We start from the raw sequence: 14,826 nt of genomic DNA, 5'->3' as shown, positions 1-14,826 counted from the left end.
TTACGTTTAATAAGCAAGCCAAGCGCTGTGCTTAAAGAATGGGAAAGCATTTTCAATTATGAACATAGGAAGTAAACTGATTAAAGCGATAAGAGATAAGGGCAACAGCATTGAAGGCGAGATGTCCTTTTTTGAACATCTGGAAGCTTTAAGATGGCACTTCCTAAGGTCTGCCTTTGCGGTATTGGTATTTGCTATTGTTACCTTCATTTATTATGATGATATCTTCAAAAATATCATCATGGCGCCTACCCACACCGATTTCTGGACGTACCGGATGATGTGTAATGCCGGTGCCGCCCTCCAAAACTTTAATTCTTACTTTAAGGCTAAAAGTTTTTGTGTAGAGAAGATAAATGTAAAGCTAATCAATACAGAGCTTGCCGGGCAGTTTAACCTCCAGCTTAATTCATCAATAATGATAGGCCTTACCTTAGGTATCCCTTATTTATTGTTTGAGATATGGCGCTTTATAAGACCCGCATTACACGAAAAAGAACGCAAAGCGGCAAGTGGTTTTGTGTTTTATTCTTCTTTCCTGTTTTTTCTGGGTGTGCTTTTTGGATACTATGTAGTAACCCCTTTATCCATACGCTTTTTAGCAAGCTATACAGTAAGTGATACCATTGAAAACTTATTTAGCATTGACTCTTACATTTCGTCGGTTACTATGCTAACGCTGTTAGCCGGAATAGTATTCCAATTGCCTATTGTGGTTTATATTCTGTCGAGCCTGGGCATACTTACGCCCAAGTTTATGCGCGAAAAACGCAGATACGCTACCGTTATTATTTTAGTAATAGCAGCTATTATAACTCCATCGCCTGATGCCCTTACTATGCTGGTTGTTGCCATGCCACTGTTTATATTGTATGAACTCAGTATAATAGTATCGGCTGTAGTGCAACGCAGACGTAAACGAGAAGAATTAAACGCAGAATAATTAAAAAGATTGATATGTTGATTTAAAGATTTGATATCAAATCTTTAAATCAACATATTTGTTAAACCAATTTCTATAAATCTTCCAAATAATGAATCCAGAGCTAAAAATTGCCATTGGTTCCGACCATGCCGGCTTTGATTACAAACAACTATTAAGCGAGAGCCTGGAATTTAACAAGTTTAAAGACTTTGGCACTTATTCTGCTGAATCTGTCGATTATCCTGATTTTGCCCATCCCGTAGCGTTGGCTGTTGAAAGCGGCGAATTTGATTTCGGCATTTTAATTTGTGGCAGTGCCAATGGTGTAGCCATTACTGCCAACAAACATGCAGGTATCCGCGCAGCCATTTGCTGGAACGAAGAATTAGCTTCTTTAGCAAGGCAACATAACAATGCCAACATTGTATGCATCCCTGCCCGTTTTATTTCGATTCATGAAGCAAAAAAAATCGTAAGAACCTTTCTGAGTACAGCCTTTGAGGGTGGACGTCATGCTACAAGGGTAAACAAAATTGCGTGTTAAGGGTTGTTTGGTTATAGTCTGAAGTAATAAGTCCAAAAAGAAAATCTAACGACTTAGAATAAAGGCTTTTGACTTAAGACTAAAACAACTAACTTCGCAAAATGGGAAGCACCGCAGAAGAATTTTTGATAACCTCTGAGGATAAGGCTTTTGACACCGACCACAGGCGCATCATTAAATACAACATTGGTAAGTATGATGCAGCTGTTGAAAAGGGCCTGTCAAAAATCACCAATCTCGAAAACATCAAGCGTAAAGGACATGTGATTAAATGGAAAGTAATGGAAAACCTCGACAAGATTTTGCCGGAGTTTGAAGCCAATTTCCAAAAACGTGGCGGTAAGGTAATTTGGGCAAATGATGCCGAAGAAGCCAACCGCGAGATCCTTAATATCCTAAAAAAAGCCGGTGCCAAAACCGTGGTCAAATCAAAATCAATGGTGACCGAGGAAATAGAGCTTAATGAGTTTCTGGAACATCACCACATTGAATCATTAGAAACTGATCTGGGCGAATATATTGTACAATTGCTGGGGCAAAAGCCTTATCATATTGTTACCCCGGCCATGCACCTTTCAAAAGAAGATATCGCAAAGCTATTTAATGAAAAATTTGGCTCCCCTATTGATGCTACTCCTGAACAATTAACCCAAAAAGCCCGTGAACTGCTACGTGAAAAATATGTAAATGCTGATGTTGGTATTACCGGTGCTAATTTTTTAATTGCGGATACCGGCAGCATTGCTATAAGCGAAAATGAAGGCAATGCGCGCCTAAGTACATCATTTCCCAAAATACATATTGCAGTAGTAGGCATCGAGAAAATCATCCCCTCTATTACCGATCTTGATCTGTTCTGGCCCATACTGGCAACACATGGAACCGGACAAAATTTAACGGTTTACAATACTATATTAAGCGGCCCAAGGCAAGGAGATGAAACAGACGGCCCCGAAGAAATGTATGTGATATTACTGGATAATGGCCGCACCAACCTGTTAGCACAAAAAGAACAACGCCAGGCTTTATACTGCATCCGCTGCGGAGCTTGTTTAAATGCCTGCCCTGTTTACAAAAACATTGGCGGTCATACTTATGACACTACCTACAGCGGGCCAATAGGTTCTATTATTAGCCCGCACATGAAAGGGATGGATGAGTTTAAGCATCTTAGTTATGCCTCCAGTCTTTGTGGTAAATGCACCGAAGTATGTCCGGTAAAAATTGATATCCACAAAATGCTTTTGCTAAACCGCCGTGATGCTGTTAGTGAGCATTTGGTAAGCACCAAAGAAAAATGGGGCTGGCATTACTGGAAAAGAGCCATGCTTACCCGCAAGCGTACTGACTTTTTTGGCGGTAAAATAAAAAACCTGTTCTTGCGCATCTTCTTCAAAAAAACATGGGGACATTACAGGGAAATGCCTAAAGTTGCTGACAAATCATTCAGTAAACAATGGCAGGAGCGCAACGGGATGGAGTAATCAGATTTCAGCTGTTTTACTACTCAAATAAGCCAAAATCTGATTGCTTATAATTAATGCTTATTACCAAAGCCAAATTCCTTATAAGTATTTGGCATTTCGTCTGAGCTGCTGAATGGAAAGGTATAGGAGGTCCACCAGCTTTCATAATCAGCTTCCTTATCTTTTGTTGGTTCAATACGCACGCTTCGCAACATAAAAATACCCTCACGGCTCATAGTGAAGCTTACCATACCATCTTTATCAGTAGTTAAATTACTGGTATAAACGCTACCTTTTATGGTTTTAATGTAAAGCCCAACGGATGCACCAGCGGCTGGTTTACCTTGAAATTTTAGCTGGGCAGACATGTCATCTCCGTACTTCTTTTTGTAAGGGTTATCTTTTAAAATAATCTCAAAATCATCGTTTAAAACTTTACCATATAAGTTACCATCCTGATCATCAACAGAAACAAGAGTTTTCATGTACCTTGTAATTTTTTGCCTGATTCTGAACTGATTGGCATTTTTAACCTTGTCGGCCATCTTATCAAGCCCCTGGGAAGTTAAAAAATCAGCAAAATTATCCCTTGAGGCATCATTGTATTCAGCGCTACGGGTCATTTCAATTAATGCCTGTCCGCTGTTAAGCATCGTATAATCAATTATCGGGGCTGCACTATCCTTTGCCACCTTAGTTAGATCAGTTTTCTTCGATCCCTCATAAATCATGAACTTAACCGTGCTTTTAGACTGATAGCCAATCTCTTCCGATTTAACAAATGTTTCGCCGCCCAATAAATGCAGATTAAGCTTATCTCCTTTATGCAAAAAAAAGTTCTCGGGCAGTAAAAAATAATCGTGAGTGGTAGCAGCTATGGCTACAGCAGCGGCCAGTATTAATAACAAAAGTTGTTTTTTCTTCATATTTACAGGTGGTGAGATAGACTATTAATCGATATATCATCATATCGATTATCGGCCCGATAAACTACCGGACAAATGCACTAATGAACATTTCCTCAAACATACAAAGTTTTAAAAACTTCAGTAGTTTTGCTAGATGATTTTTGACCGAAAAAACCTAAATAACAATCAACTGCTTGAATTTTACAAAAAGTTGTTATGGCCGCGCCTGGTTGAAGAGAAAATGCTGATTCTGCTGAGACAAGGGCGCATTGGCAAATGGTTTTCGGGCATAGGGCAGGAAGCTATAGCCGTAGGCAGCACCCTTGCCATGAACATTGATGAGTACATATTACCTATGCACCGCAATCTGGGTGTATTTACTTCCAGAGAGATTCCTTTATCGCGCCTGATGGCACAATGGCAGGGCAAACCTTCGGGCTTTACTAAAGGGCGCGACAGGTCTTTTCACTTTGGTACACAGGAATATAAAATTATAGGAATGATATCTCATCTGGGGCCTCAGCTTGCCCTGGCAGATGGTATTGCTCTTGCAGATACATTAAGTAAACGCAAAAAAGCCACACTGGTATTTACCGGTGAAGGCGCTACCAGCGAAGGTGATTTCCACGAAGCATTAAACATTGCTGCAGTGTGGAACCTGCCTGTGATATTTTTGATTGAGAACAATGGCTACGGTCTTTCAACCCCGGTTAATGAACAATACAGGGCCACGCACTTGGTAGATAAAGCAATAGGATATGGCATGGAAGGCCGCCGGATTGATGGCAATAACCTGCTGGATGTTTACCATACTGTTAATGAACTGGCTACAAGCATGCGCGAAAACCCGCGACCTGTTTTACTGGAATGCATGACTTTCAGGATGCGGGGGCATGAAGAAGCATCCGGAACTAAATATGTACCACAACATTTATTCGAAACCTGGCGGGAAAAAGATCCGTTGATGAATTTTGAAAATTTCTTGTTGGACGAAAATGTTTTGCGACCGGATTGGTTACCAAAAATGAGAGCCGAATTTACTGCGCTGATAGAAACAGAAATTGAAAAAGCTTTCGGAGAAAAAGATATTATACCGGATGTAAACACCGAGTTGGCCGACATGTATAAGAGATATACATTTCCGGCATTTCAAGCCTCAAAAATTACCAGCAACCGGCGCTATATTGATGCCATAAGTGATGGCCTTAAACAGGGCATGCGCAAATATGATAACCTGGTAATAATGGGTCAGGACATTGCGGAATATGGTGGCGCATTTAAAATAACACAGGGCTTTGTAGAAGAATTTGGAAAAGATAGGGTGCGTAACACTCCTATCTGCGAATCGGGCGTTGTGGGGGCCGCTATGGGGCTTGCACTTAATGGATACAAGGCTGTAATGGAAATGCAGTTTGCCGATTTTGTTTCCTGCGGTTTTAACCAGATAATAAACAACCTGGCCAAAACCCATTACCGCTGGGAACAGCCTGTGGATGTGGTTATCCGGATGCCTGCTGGCGCAGGAACCGGCGCAGGGCCTTTTCACTCACAAAGTAATGAGGCCTGGTTTACCAAAACACCGGGGTTAAAGGTGGTTTATCCCGCCTTCCCTGATGATGCCAAAGGTTTGCTGATGGCGGCTATTGACGATGCTAACCCGGTAATGTTTTTTGAACATAAATACCTTTACCGCAGTATTAGCGGCGAAGTGCCTGTGGGCGACTATTATGTTGAAATTGGCAAAGCCAAAGTTATACAACAAGGCAGCATTGCCAGCATTATAACCTTTGGTTTAGGAGTACACTGGGCCATACAATATGCCCAAAATCATCCTGATATACCGGTTGAAATTATTGATCTGCGCAGCTTGCAGCCATGGGACAAAGAGGCAGTTGAAATAAGCGTAAAGAAAACAGGCCGTGTCCTTATTTTACAGGAAGATACATTGACCAACGGATTCGGCAGTGAGATTTCTGCACATATTGCAGAACATTGCTTTAAACACCTGGATGCACCTGTTTTACGCTGTGCCAGTTTAGATACGGCCATCCCAATGAGTAAGACCCTCGAAGATCAGTTTTTAGCTAAATCGCGCCTGGAAGAAACCATGACGCGTTTACTTAGCTATTAAATTGCCAATTATTATTTATTGTGTGCGTTTCAGTAGAAAGAAGAGTAGGGGTATTATTCTGTTATCCTGATTGCTCATTATCGCTTCGTAATAAAAATGATATGGTGTTTTTACCGATTTAATGGTAATTTAACGCCAGCTATTTACTATCCAAAATTTGTTTTTATAAATGAAAAAGTTACTGTTGCTATCTATTGTTCTTTTGGGGGCTGGTGCTTCCTTTGCTCAGCAAGTATCTAAAGGAATTTTCTATTCTGTATCATTCCCTAATGCGGTGCATCATGAAGCAGAAATTGTGATGACCATTCCCCAGGCTCCGGGAAAAGAATTTAAAATAAGAATGAGCCGTTCATCAGCCGGGCGTTATGCAACACATGAGTTTGGCAAAAATATTTATAATGTTAAAGCTACTGATGTTAGTGGAAAAGCTATTGATTTAAAACAACTGGAAGGTGATGTATATGAAGTTGGCCCCGATCATAGCGAAACCGTAAAGATAAGCTATACGCTGTTTGGTAACTGGACCGACGGAACTTATGCCAGTATTGATGTGAGCCATGCCCATTTAAACATGCCCGCAGCTTTTATGTGGGTACCCGAATTACAAAAACGCCCTATTACAGTTGAGTTTAATGATCTGGAAAAATACGGATGGAAAGTTGCAACACAGTTAAAAAATGAAGGTGCAGGTATTTATAGCGCCCCTGATTTGCAATACCTGATGGATAGCCCCACTGAACTTTCAAATTTTACCGAAACCAGCTGGAACGTAGTAAATACAGATGGAAAAACAGAAAAAATTAATTTAGTAGTGCACTCAGATGATGCCCAGCCGGTAATTGATAATTTCGGTAAAATGGTGCAAAAAATGGTGCTCGAAGAAAAAGCAGTATTTGGCGAGCTTCCAACTTATGATTTTGGTGAATATACCTTTTTAGATGATGTTCATCCAACAACAGCAGGCGATGGTATGGAGCACCGTAATTCAACCTGCATCGTACAGCCTATTGATAAAGTTGAAGGTAATGAAGTAAAATTATTAGGCACATTTTCGCATGAGTACTTTCATAGCTGGAACGTAAAACGCATCCGCCCAAAATCATTAGAACCATTTAATTTTGAGCATGCTAATATGAGCAGCGAACTTTGGTTTGCTGAAGGCTTTACCCAATATTATGGCGAATTATTGCTGGAACGTTCAAGCTTCCGTACCATTGATGAGTACACCCACACACTGAGCGGCCTGGTTAACGCTGTATTGAATACACCTGCTGCCGCTAACTATTCAGCTGCTCAAATGAGTCGTTATTCTGTATTCGCTGATGCCGGTGTATCTATCGATCCAAACAATAACAATAACGTTTTTACTAGCTATTATTATTACGGCGGAGCAACCGCCCTGGCACTCGATCTTCGTTTACGCAGCGAGTTTAATCTTACACTGGATGATTATATGAAAGCAGTATGGCTTGCCCGCGGCAAAATAATGAAACCATATACCATTCCCGATTTACAAAGTGACCTGGCCAAACTGACCAAAAATCCCAAATTTGCTGCTGATTTCTTCAATAAATACATTTACGGAATCGAGAAAAATAATTACGAAGCCCTTTTAGCCAAAGCTGGCTTAGTATTAAAAAAAGCTGAACCAGGCAAAGCATGGGCTGGTTCTCTTGGTGGTAATGGCGGCAGAGGCCGATCCGGACAGTCCCGTATAACTACAACCGAAGGATTGCCTATAACTTCAAGCACGGTTTCTGGGACCCCGATTTATAAAGCGGGATTGGATGCAGGTGATGTTATTTTAAAAGCTGATGGCACAGAGATAAAAGACCAGCAGGCATTTGATGCCGTAGTGGCTTCCAAAAATATAGGCGATAAGATTGTGATTAGTTATAAGAATCGTACAGGCAATCATGAAACCACCATTACATTAGAAGAAAACCCTTACCTTGAAGTGGTTACCTTTGAAAAAGCAGGTAAAGAATTAACCAAAGATCAGCAGGCTTTCCGTAACAACTGGTTACTATCAAAAGTTAAATAACATGAAGATTAAAAAATTAATTCCGGCAATTGCTTTGTCTGTAAGCTCATTTTACTGTTTTGGGCAGGATGTAAATACGCTTATACAGAAAAATGATGTAGAGCGTATTATTAAAACCCTTGCTTCTGATGATATGCAGGGGCGGGCTACCTTTACACCCGGTATTGAAAAAGCAGCTCAATTTATTGAAGGCGAATACAAACAAATAGGGCTACAGCCCTTGCCAGGGGATGATGGCTTCAGGCAAAATTTCAAAATGACACGTTTAAGTGCATTAAAAACTTTTGTAAGTATCAATGGAAAAATAATTTCAAAGGATAGCGCTTTTGTTGATTCAAAGTTGCCAGTATTGGAGTGGTCAAATAACAACGATGTAAAGATTGCCAAACTGAGTGCAGGGATGAATTTCAGGGATGAATATATTAGCTATAAACGCAGCGGAAAGAACATGCTGATATTTGTTGATCCGCAGTTTACGTCTATTTTTAACAAGATAAAGGATGTTGCCGGCAAAGGAACCATCGTTACGAAAGCAGGTGACAATACCTCGCTGGTATTTGTATTGGGTAAATATGACGACGTTAAATCATTTTCGGTAAGCTATGCCAGCAAAACAGAAGAGCTTAACTTATTTAACGTTGCCGGGATAATCCCTGGCAAAACCAAACCTAATGAATATGTGATCTTCTCTGCGCATTACGATCATTTAGGCATTCTGAAACCTGTGCAGGGCGATAGTATTGCCAATGGCGCCGATGATGATGCATCAGGATCAACTGCAGTTATTGAACTGGCTAAGTACTTCAAAAAGTTAAATGATAATGCCCGCACTTTAGTTTTTGTAACTTTTACAGCCGAAGAAATAGGCGAGTTTGGTTCACAGCATTTTGCAACTACCGTTGAACCAGACAAAGTAATTGCCATGTTCAACATAGAGATGATTGGCAAGCCATCAAAGTTTGGTAAGAACGCGGCATTTATTACAGGTTTTGAGCGTTCAGATTTCGGACCTATTTTGCAAAAAAACCTGAAAGGAAGCCCTTACAGCTTCCATCCGGATCCATATCCTGAGCAGGATTTATTTTACCGTAGCGACAATGCATCATTAGCCAGGGTTGGTGTACCGGCGCATACCATCTCAACAGATGAAATAGATATCGATAAGCTTTATCATACTGTAAAAGATGAAGTAAGTACGCTGGATTTGGGCAATATTACCTCAATGATAAAAGCTATCGCTTTAAGTTCAAGAACCATAGTATCCGGAATAGACACCCCTACCAGAGTAGCTAAGCTGGAGAAATAATCATAAAAATTAAATAACCTAAACTATATGAAAAAAGAGCAACATATAATTCCTGACAGTGCAATAAAAGGTATAGCTACAGGATTAATAATGATGGCTGTTTTTACTTCCCTATGGGCAGGCATTGGCTATGGGGGCTTAAAAGATACCGGTTATTGGTTTGTTCTGATTATTTTCCCGGCTCTTAGTGTACTATTTGTAGTAAACGCCATAAAACTATTCAACGCAGCTAAACATTTTCCCAAACTAACTTCGGAGGCCGATATTGCAGAAGAAAAGAGAATGGGAAAATGGTTTGGTATTATTTTCGGAACAGAAGGCCTGGGCATTTTTATTGGCATCAATGTGGTGATCAATCTAGGTCATCCAGAATTAACTATGCCGGTGCTTGCTTTGGTAGTTGGGCTGCACTTCTTCCCGCTAGCCAAAGTATTTAAACGCACTATTGATTATTACCTGGCTACCTGGAGTACTGTAATTGCCATTTTGAGTATTGCGCTATCGTTAAACAAAACGCTTACCCAAAGCGGGGTATTTACTTTGTTAGGTATAGGCATTGGCATAGCAACCAGTTGTTATGGTATTTATATGATAACAGAAGGTAAGCGGTTATACAGATTACAAATTGGTTAATTTACAATTGCTTCCTCATTACGTAATCATTCATCCAATATTTGCCAATAGCAATATCTTCTTCATAGGCTACTTCAAAGCCCATTTTTTCGTAAAATGATTTTGCCTTATTATAGCGGTTAACGTTCAAATCTAGCACTCGTTTGCCTGCTGCAATAGTTTCATTGGCTACTTCGTTTATTAAAATTTTACCATAACCTTTTCCCTGTGTTTCGGGCAAACAATAAAGTTTGTGCAGCTTGTAAATTTCAGGATCTTCTTCACGAGGTGAGAAGGCTGCAAATGCTACTGGTTTTTCATCTTCAATTAACAAAAGAAAAATTTGAGCGCCTGTTTCCAATTGAGAGGTAATCTTTTCAACAGAATAAATGTCGCCCAGCATGTAGGCTATTTGTTCTTTTTCTAATATAGGCGAGTAAGCATTCCACCAGGTTTTGTCGGCTATACTACGGATAGTTTCCACATCAGCAGGATTTGCTTTTCTAATTAAATACGGCATAAATAAAATGAGCAAAGACGCGATTTATTGCGTCTTTGCAGTATATATAATATTACAAATATAAAAATTAATGATTTTCTTCTTCGTCTATCTTAACAGGAGCAGCGAACGCTTGCTCTACACCAAAATAATTCTCCAGCTCGCTTAAGGTAGATGAACTGGTGGCTATATCTTTAATGATCACTCCTTTTTCCATCAGCAGGATACGATCACAAACATCTGTAATATGGTTAAGGTCATGACTGGAAATAAGTGTAGTTACACCTTTATTCTTATTTAGGTCCTTAACAATATTTTTTAAGCGAAACTGGGTACTTGGGTCAATATTGGCAAAGGGCTCGTCCAGCATCAATAACTGCGGATTTTGCAGCAGGCACGATGCTACCCCTACTTTACACTGATTTCCTTTTGACAGATCGCGGATATATTTACCGCGCTTTAAGATCTCCCCATTAAAAAAATCAGTAAGACCTGACAAAAAATCATCCACATGGGCAGGGCTTTGCTGATGTAAGCCACCTATAAAGTAAAAATACTCTTCCGGCGTCAGGTAATCTATCAAAAAACCCTCATCCAGATAGGAGGCTGTAAAGTTTTTCCAGTTTTCGTGCCCGGCAACAAGTTCGCCATTTATCAATACTTCGCCGCGCTCTGGTCTTATCAGGTCAAGCATCATACGGAATAAGGTGGTTTTACCGGCCCCATTATTGCCGACTAAACCAATGCTTTCGCCTTTTTTGATCTCCAGGTGTGGTACATTTACAACAGTAACCCCGTTATAAATCTTTTTAAGGTCTTTAATTTCTATCATCTTATTTGTTTCTGAAACCTTCGGCTATGGTATATCTTTTTGTATAAAAATCGGCTTCCAGTTTTTTTATCCAAAAGCTGCGTGTAAAAATGAATATTAGTCCGGTTATTGCTAATAAGGTCAATCCAATATCAGCATGGCCAAAAAAGGCAAAAGGCCAGTAAATAACATAAGGCGTAATAATTAACGGCAATGATAATATCCATTGATTGCCACTTACCCCTTCCCAATTAAATGCGGCCCCTTTTGAAAGATCAATACGTTTATAATTACGGTTGGCAAAAAACAATACCATGGTAGTATTAACACCGATGTTCCATAAATACATAACAAAATGTATTAAAAGAGTTTTCCATCCGAAATAAATATAAGGTGTGGTTAACACAAAAAAGCCGGTGGAAATAATGGTAAACAATAAATATTTCCCTTTCAAAAAATCGGTAAACTTAATTTTACTAACCAGCAAGCCATCAAAATGAGAGGCCTGCCAGCTGAACATAAACTGGCCATAATTGATGATGAAAATACCTGTCATAAACATCCCTATGAACACTTTAAAACCATCGGAGCCCGCCGGGCCGGGCTTTCCATAAAAGAGCAGCCCATAAAACAAAAAAAACAAACCCATTATCAAGGCTGATTTTGAGCGCTTATTACGGAGTACCAATTTAATTTCGTTAGCAGCCAAATCACCTGCACTACCAAAACGGCTCAGCAAAGGATATTCGGTACTGCTTTTGTATTTAATATCCTTACGCGAACCAAGCTCTTCTAAATAAAGATTACTTTTAAGAAATAAAAAGTTCAAATAATACATTAATCCGCCAAATGCAACAGGCAACAGGGCCAAAGCGGGCTGTGTAGTTAAATGGCCAAAAAATGAATAGGATATTTTGCGGATAGATATGAAATGGAAATAAAAATCAGACAATCCGATCAGTATGATAACACCTGCCGCAATTAAAAATACCCATCCGTTTAAGTTGGATTTGCGTTTAATGTACAATGCAAGGTAGTTATTAAATACAGTGAACCCTAACAGCGAAACAATGAAAGCAAGGGCTGTTATACTACTATAGTCGGCCGAAATTATTTTCAAAATAAATGGCACAAATAGCATAAATGGCCAAAGATTAAATACTGAAAACAGCGAGGTAAAGGTTAAATACCTTACCAATGCATTCCGTTTAACCGGCAATTGCAGATAGGGTTGAACCCGCAGTGTTGGTAGTTCCTGAAGCTGTAAACGCATAAAAAGGTCTGACAGGAAATACAACAGGATTATGCCGCAAAATGATATAACCAGATCATCCTTTGGGAAAACTTTCCCAAGAACTACATCCAGAAAAAAGCCTAAAACAAATATGTTTACCAGCAAATACAGGATCAGTAATGACATTACTACGCGGATAACAATACTTTTACCTGTGTTTTTTGATCGCCAAAAAGCTTTTAGTTCATGCCGGATGAAAGTGGATGTCATTTATTGCTGGATAAAGTTTATGATTTTCAAGGGGAAATATAAAACAAAAAATTTATTATAAAGCTTCTCTTCAATATTTATATCTATTACCCCAAAGCTTTTTCAATTTCTCTTTTGACTCCGCTTCGCGTGGATTGTTACCGGGGTCATATAATTTGGTTCCTTTTATCTCCTCAGGCAAAAAATCGAGCTCAGCAAAATTACCTTCGTAACTGTGGGCGTATTTATAGTCCTTACCATAACCCAGGTTTTTCATTAGCTTGGTTGGTGCATTGCGTAAATGCAGGGGTACCGGCAAATCGCCGGTTTGACTTACCAGGGCCATTGCAGCCCCAATAGCAGTAGTGGCCGAATTACTTTTAGCCGACGTTGCCAAATAGATAGCAGTTTGCGACAATATCAATTGCGACTCGGGCATACCGATAACGTTTACTGCGTTAAAGCAGCTTTGCGCCAGCAACAAAGCATTAGGATTGGCATTGCCAATATCCTCCGATGCCAGGATGAGCATTCGGCGGGCAATAAATAAAGGGTCTTCTCCACCGGTTATCATCCGTGCAAGCCAGTAAACAGCACCATTAGGATCGCTGCCCCGCATAGATTTTATAAAGGCCGAAATAATATCATAATGCTGTTCGCCGGCCTTATCATAGAGGGCCATATTTTGCTGCACATGCGTTAAAACGGTATCATTTGTAATAACAATCTTTTTACTGTTAAAGGCATTTACCAGCAATTCAAAAATATTGAGCAGTTTGCGGGCATCGCCGCCGGAAAGGCGCAGCAATGCTTCGTTTTCTTTGATGATGATATTTTTTGTGCGAAGTAATTCATCCTCCTTCATAGCCTTATCCAATAAACTGAGCAGGTCATCTTCATTTAAAGACTGAAGGATATAAACCTGGCATCGCGACAGCAAAGCCGAAATTACCTCGAATGATGGATTCTCTGTAGTAGCACCAATAAGTGTTACTATCCCCCGTTCAACGGCACCTAATAAGGAATCCTGCTGTGATTTGGAAAAGCGGTGAATCTCATCAATAAACAATACAGGCAACGTTTGGCCGCCCAACTTTAATAAGGACGCCTTTTCAATAACTTCCCTTACATCTTTAACACCCGAATTGATTGCGCTCAAGGAAAAAAAGGGTCTGTCCAATGTTTGGGAAATTATATAGGCCAGGGTTGTTTTACCAACTCCCGGTGGCCCCCAAAAGATCATAGAAGGCAATGATCCTGATTCGATGGCTTTGCGCAGAACCGCCCCCTGCCCTACCAGGTGTTTTTGCCCAACATAATCATCCAGATTTTTGGGGCGCATACGCTCGGCTAATGGGGGCAAATTGTTCATGTAGTAAAATTCAGAAAAGTAAATGCCAAATCCTAAAAAACTTAGTAATTTTAAAACAATAATATGAACAATAAGTTTACCAGAACCAACTATCATACTATTTGTGATGAACTGGGCGTGATAGATCCCGATCTGCAAGGCATTATGGACACTTATGGCTACCCGCCATTTTGGTCGCGGCCAAATTCATTTGAAACGCTGGTACATATTATTCTGGAGCAGCAAGTATCGCTGGCATCAGCGTTATCAGCTTTAAATAAACTAAAAGAGCGGCTACAGGAATTAAGCCCTGCAAGGCTATTATTGCTTACTGATGAAGAAATGCGGGCCTGTTATGTAAGCAGGCAAAAAAGCGGGTATATTAAATATTTAGCAGAAGCTTTATTAAGCGGACAATTGAATTTAGCTGAGCTGCAATATCTACCGGATGATGAGGTACGGACCAAGCTCGTAGCATTAAAAGGAATAGGCAATTGGACGGCTGATGTTTACCTGATGTTTGTTTTACAACATCCTGATGTTTTCCCCATTGGTGACCTTGCCGCCGTAAACGCTTTGAAAAGATTAAAAAGCTTACCACCCGATACAACGCGGGAAGAGCTATTAACGATGACAGAAAAGTGGAAACCCTACCGAACTATTGCTGCTATGCTGTTGTGGCATTTTTATTTATCATGGCCAAAAAAGACGCCATAGATACCTGATGGTAAGATATAATATATACT

The 14,826-nt window shown here is 40.0% G+C and carries 13 protein-coding genes; 8 read left to right on the top strand and 5 right to left on the bottom strand.

Going from position 1 to position 14,826, the window contains the following annotated elements:
* Window positions 1-58: 58 nt before the first annotated feature.
* The 3 genes from tatC to JN11_RS14640 all read left to right on the top strand — a co-directional run bounded on the left by tatC (window position 59) and on the right by JN11_RS14640 (window position 2,953).
* Entirely contained in the window at window positions 59-943 is an 885-nt protein-coding gene (tatC, locus tag JN11_RS14650) for a twin-arginine translocase subunit TatC (protein WP_144913739.1), read from the top strand.
* Between the two features lie 91 nt (window positions 944-1,034).
* Window positions 1,035-1,469 (top strand): ribose 5-phosphate isomerase B, encoded by a 435-nt coding sequence (gene rpiB, locus JN11_RS14645; protein WP_144913737.1) that lies wholly within the window; start codon window positions 1,035-1,037, stop codon window positions 1,467-1,469.
* 101 nt (window positions 1,470-1,570) lie between these two features.
* Window positions 1,571-2,953 carry a LutB/LldF family L-lactate oxidation iron-sulfur protein gene (locus JN11_RS14640; protein ID WP_144913735.1) on the top strand — a complete coding sequence of 461 codons (1,383 nt, stop codon included), beginning with the start codon at window positions 1,571-1,573 and terminating at the stop codon, window positions 2,951-2,953.
* 53 nt (window positions 2,954-3,006) lie between these two features.
* Here JN11_RS14640 and JN11_RS14635 read toward each other — a convergent pair whose 3' ends face one another.
* Window positions 3,007-3,861 (bottom strand): DUF4198 domain-containing protein, encoded by an 855-nt coding sequence (locus tag JN11_RS14635; protein WP_144913733.1) that lies wholly within the window; start codon window positions 3,859-3,861, stop codon window positions 3,007-3,009.
* A 136-nt stretch (window positions 3,862-3,997) separates the two neighbouring features.
* Between JN11_RS14635 and JN11_RS14630 the strand changes: the two genes are divergently transcribed.
* From JN11_RS14630 to JN11_RS14615, 4 genes are all read left to right on the top strand, one after another.
* The gene (locus JN11_RS14630) at window positions 3,998-5,974 is read left to right on the top strand and encodes an alpha-ketoacid dehydrogenase subunit alpha/beta (RefSeq protein WP_144913732.1); all 1,977 of its coding nucleotides are present in this window, start codon (window positions 3,998-4,000) and stop codon (window positions 5,972-5,974) included.
* A 169-nt stretch (window positions 5,975-6,143) separates the two neighbouring features.
* The gene (locus tag JN11_RS14625; RefSeq protein ID WP_144913730.1) at window positions 6,144-8,018 is read left to right on the top strand and encodes a M61 family metallopeptidase; all 1,875 of its coding nucleotides are present in this window, start codon (window positions 6,144-6,146) and stop codon (window positions 8,016-8,018) included.
* Between the two features lies 1 nt (window position 8,019).
* Entirely contained in the window at window positions 8,020-9,324 is a 1,305-nt protein-coding gene (locus JN11_RS14620; protein ID WP_144913729.1) for a M28 family metallopeptidase, read from the top strand.
* A gap of 27 nt (window positions 9,325-9,351) precedes the next feature.
* Window positions 9,352-9,957 (top strand): hypothetical protein, encoded by a 606-nt coding sequence (locus JN11_RS14615; RefSeq protein WP_144913727.1) that lies wholly within the window; start codon window positions 9,352-9,354, stop codon window positions 9,955-9,957.
* Window position 9,958: 1 nt separating this feature from the next.
* Here JN11_RS14615 and JN11_RS14610 read toward each other — a convergent pair whose 3' ends face one another.
* The 4 genes from JN11_RS14610 to JN11_RS14595 all read right to left on the bottom strand — a co-directional run bounded on the left by JN11_RS14610 (window position 9,959) and on the right by JN11_RS14595 (window position 14,101).
* Complete coding sequence (locus tag JN11_RS14610; protein ID WP_144913725.1) at window positions 9,959-10,456, bottom strand: GNAT family N-acetyltransferase; 498 nt, start codon at window positions 10,454-10,456, stop codon at window positions 9,959-9,961.
* 67 nt (window positions 10,457-10,523) lie between these two features.
* A complete protein-coding gene (locus tag JN11_RS14605) occupies window positions 10,524-11,267 on the bottom strand; it encodes an ABC transporter ATP-binding protein (RefSeq protein ID WP_144913723.1) in 744 nt (247 codons plus the stop codon).
* Window position 11,268: 1 nt separating this feature from the next.
* Window positions 11,269-12,750 (bottom strand): DUF5687 family protein, encoded by a 1,482-nt coding sequence (locus JN11_RS14600; RefSeq protein WP_144913722.1) that lies wholly within the window; start codon window positions 12,748-12,750, stop codon window positions 11,269-11,271.
* Between the two features lie 70 nt (window positions 12,751-12,820).
* The gene (locus tag JN11_RS14595; protein WP_144913720.1) at window positions 12,821-14,101 is read right to left on the bottom strand and encodes a replication-associated recombination protein A; all 1,281 of its coding nucleotides are present in this window, start codon (window positions 14,099-14,101) and stop codon (window positions 12,821-12,823) included.
* Between the two features lie 63 nt (window positions 14,102-14,164).
* Here JN11_RS14595 and JN11_RS14590 point away from each other — a divergent pair, with 63 nt between their 5' ends.
* The gene (locus JN11_RS14590; RefSeq protein ID WP_144913719.1) at window positions 14,165-14,797 is read left to right on the top strand and encodes a DNA-3-methyladenine glycosylase family protein; all 633 of its coding nucleotides are present in this window, start codon (window positions 14,165-14,167) and stop codon (window positions 14,795-14,797) included.
* The last annotated feature ends 29 nt before the right edge of the window (window positions 14,798-14,826 follow it).

Origin of the sequence: Mucilaginibacter frigoritolerans, from assembly GCF_007830615.1 — a bacterium.
Taxonomy (GTDB): Bacteria; Bacteroidota; Bacteroidia; order Sphingobacteriales; family Sphingobacteriaceae; genus Mucilaginibacter; species Mucilaginibacter frigoritolerans.
The sequence above is the reverse complement of the archived record's forward strand: the minus strand, read 5'-3'. Positions and strand labels throughout refer to the sequence as shown.

Coding starts and splice junctions, on each gene's coding strand:
- JN11_RS14640 (WP_144913735.1), top strand. CDS start 1,571: ATGGGAAGCACCGCAGAAGAATTTTTGATAACCTCTGAGGATAAGGCT.
- JN11_RS14620 (WP_144913729.1), top strand. CDS start 8,020: ATGAAGATTAAAAAATTAATTCCGGCAATTGCTTTGTCTGTAAGCTCA.
- JN11_RS14600 (WP_144913722.1), bottom strand. CDS start 12,750: ATGACATCCACTTTCATCCGGCATGAACTAAAAGCTTTTTGGCGATCA.
- rpiB (WP_144913737.1), top strand. CDS start 1,035: ATGAATCCAGAGCTAAAAATTGCCATTGGTTCCGACCATGCCGGCTTT.
- JN11_RS14590 (WP_144913719.1), top strand. CDS start 14,165: ATGAACAATAAGTTTACCAGAACCAACTATCATACTATTTGTGATGAA.
- JN11_RS14630 (WP_144913732.1), top strand. CDS start 3,998: ATGATTTTTGACCGAAAAAACCTAAATAACAATCAACTGCTTGAATTT.
- JN11_RS14615 (WP_144913727.1), top strand. CDS start 9,352: ATGAAAAAAGAGCAACATATAATTCCTGACAGTGCAATAAAAGGTATA.
- JN11_RS14605 (WP_144913723.1), bottom strand. CDS start 11,267: ATGATAGAAATTAAAGACCTTAAAAAGATTTATAACGGGGTTACTGTT.
- JN11_RS14635 (WP_144913733.1), bottom strand. CDS start 3,861: ATGAAGAAAAAACAACTTTTGTTATTAATACTGGCCGCTGCTGTAGCC.
- JN11_RS14625 (WP_144913730.1), top strand. CDS start 6,144: ATGAAAAAGTTACTGTTGCTATCTATTGTTCTTTTGGGGGCTGGTGCT.
- tatC (WP_144913739.1), top strand. CDS start 59: ATGAACATAGGAAGTAAACTGATTAAAGCGATAAGAGATAAGGGCAAC.
- JN11_RS14610 (WP_144913725.1), bottom strand. CDS start 10,456: ATGCCGTATTTAATTAGAAAAGCAAATCCTGCTGATGTGGAAACTATC.
- JN11_RS14595 (WP_144913720.1), bottom strand. CDS start 14,101: ATGAACAATTTGCCCCCATTAGCCGAGCGTATGCGCCCCAAAAATCTG.